Source organism: Acinetobacter sp. F16, assembly GCF_052712855.1.
This window is the reverse complement of record NZ_JBRATK010000041.1, coordinates 1-529: the sequence shown is the minus strand read 5'-3', so window position 1 is coordinate 529 and position 529 is coordinate 1. Positions and strand designations below refer to the sequence as shown.

At 43.9% G+C, this 529-nt stretch carries 1 protein-coding gene; it reads right to left on the bottom strand.

Features of this window, described 5'->3' with window-relative positions; translation table 11 throughout:
• On the bottom strand, positions 1-529 hold a 529-nt coding region (locus ACU0NF_RS11885), incomplete at both ends, for a GTP-binding protein (RefSeq protein ID WP_445661242.1).

Genomic DNA, 529 nt, shown 5'->3' with positions numbered 1-529 from the left:
TTAGTACCACGTAGAAGAACACCACAGTTCTCGCCAGCACGACCTTCGTCAAGCAATTTACGGAACATTTCAACGCCAGTTACAGTTGTTTTAACTGTATCTTTAATACCAACGATTTCAACTTCTTCGCCGACTTTAACGATACCAGATTCAACACGGCCTGTTACTACAGTACCACGACCTGAGATAGAGAACACGTCTTCGATTGGCATCAAGAATGCTTTGTCGATTGCACGCTCTGGTTCAGGAATGTAAGAATCAAGCGCAGCAACCAATTCGATTACAGCAGATTCGCCATACTGACCTTGGTCACCATTAAGTGCAGCAAGCGCTGAACCACGGATGATTGGAGTGTCATCACCTGGGAAGTCATAAGTAGAAAGAAGTTCACGAACTTCCATTTCTACCAATTCAAGCAATTCTTCATCATCAACAAGGTCACACTTGTTAAGGAATACAAGAATGTAAGGTACACCAACCTGACGAGAAAGAAGGATGTGTTCACGAGTCTGTGGCATAGGACCATCAG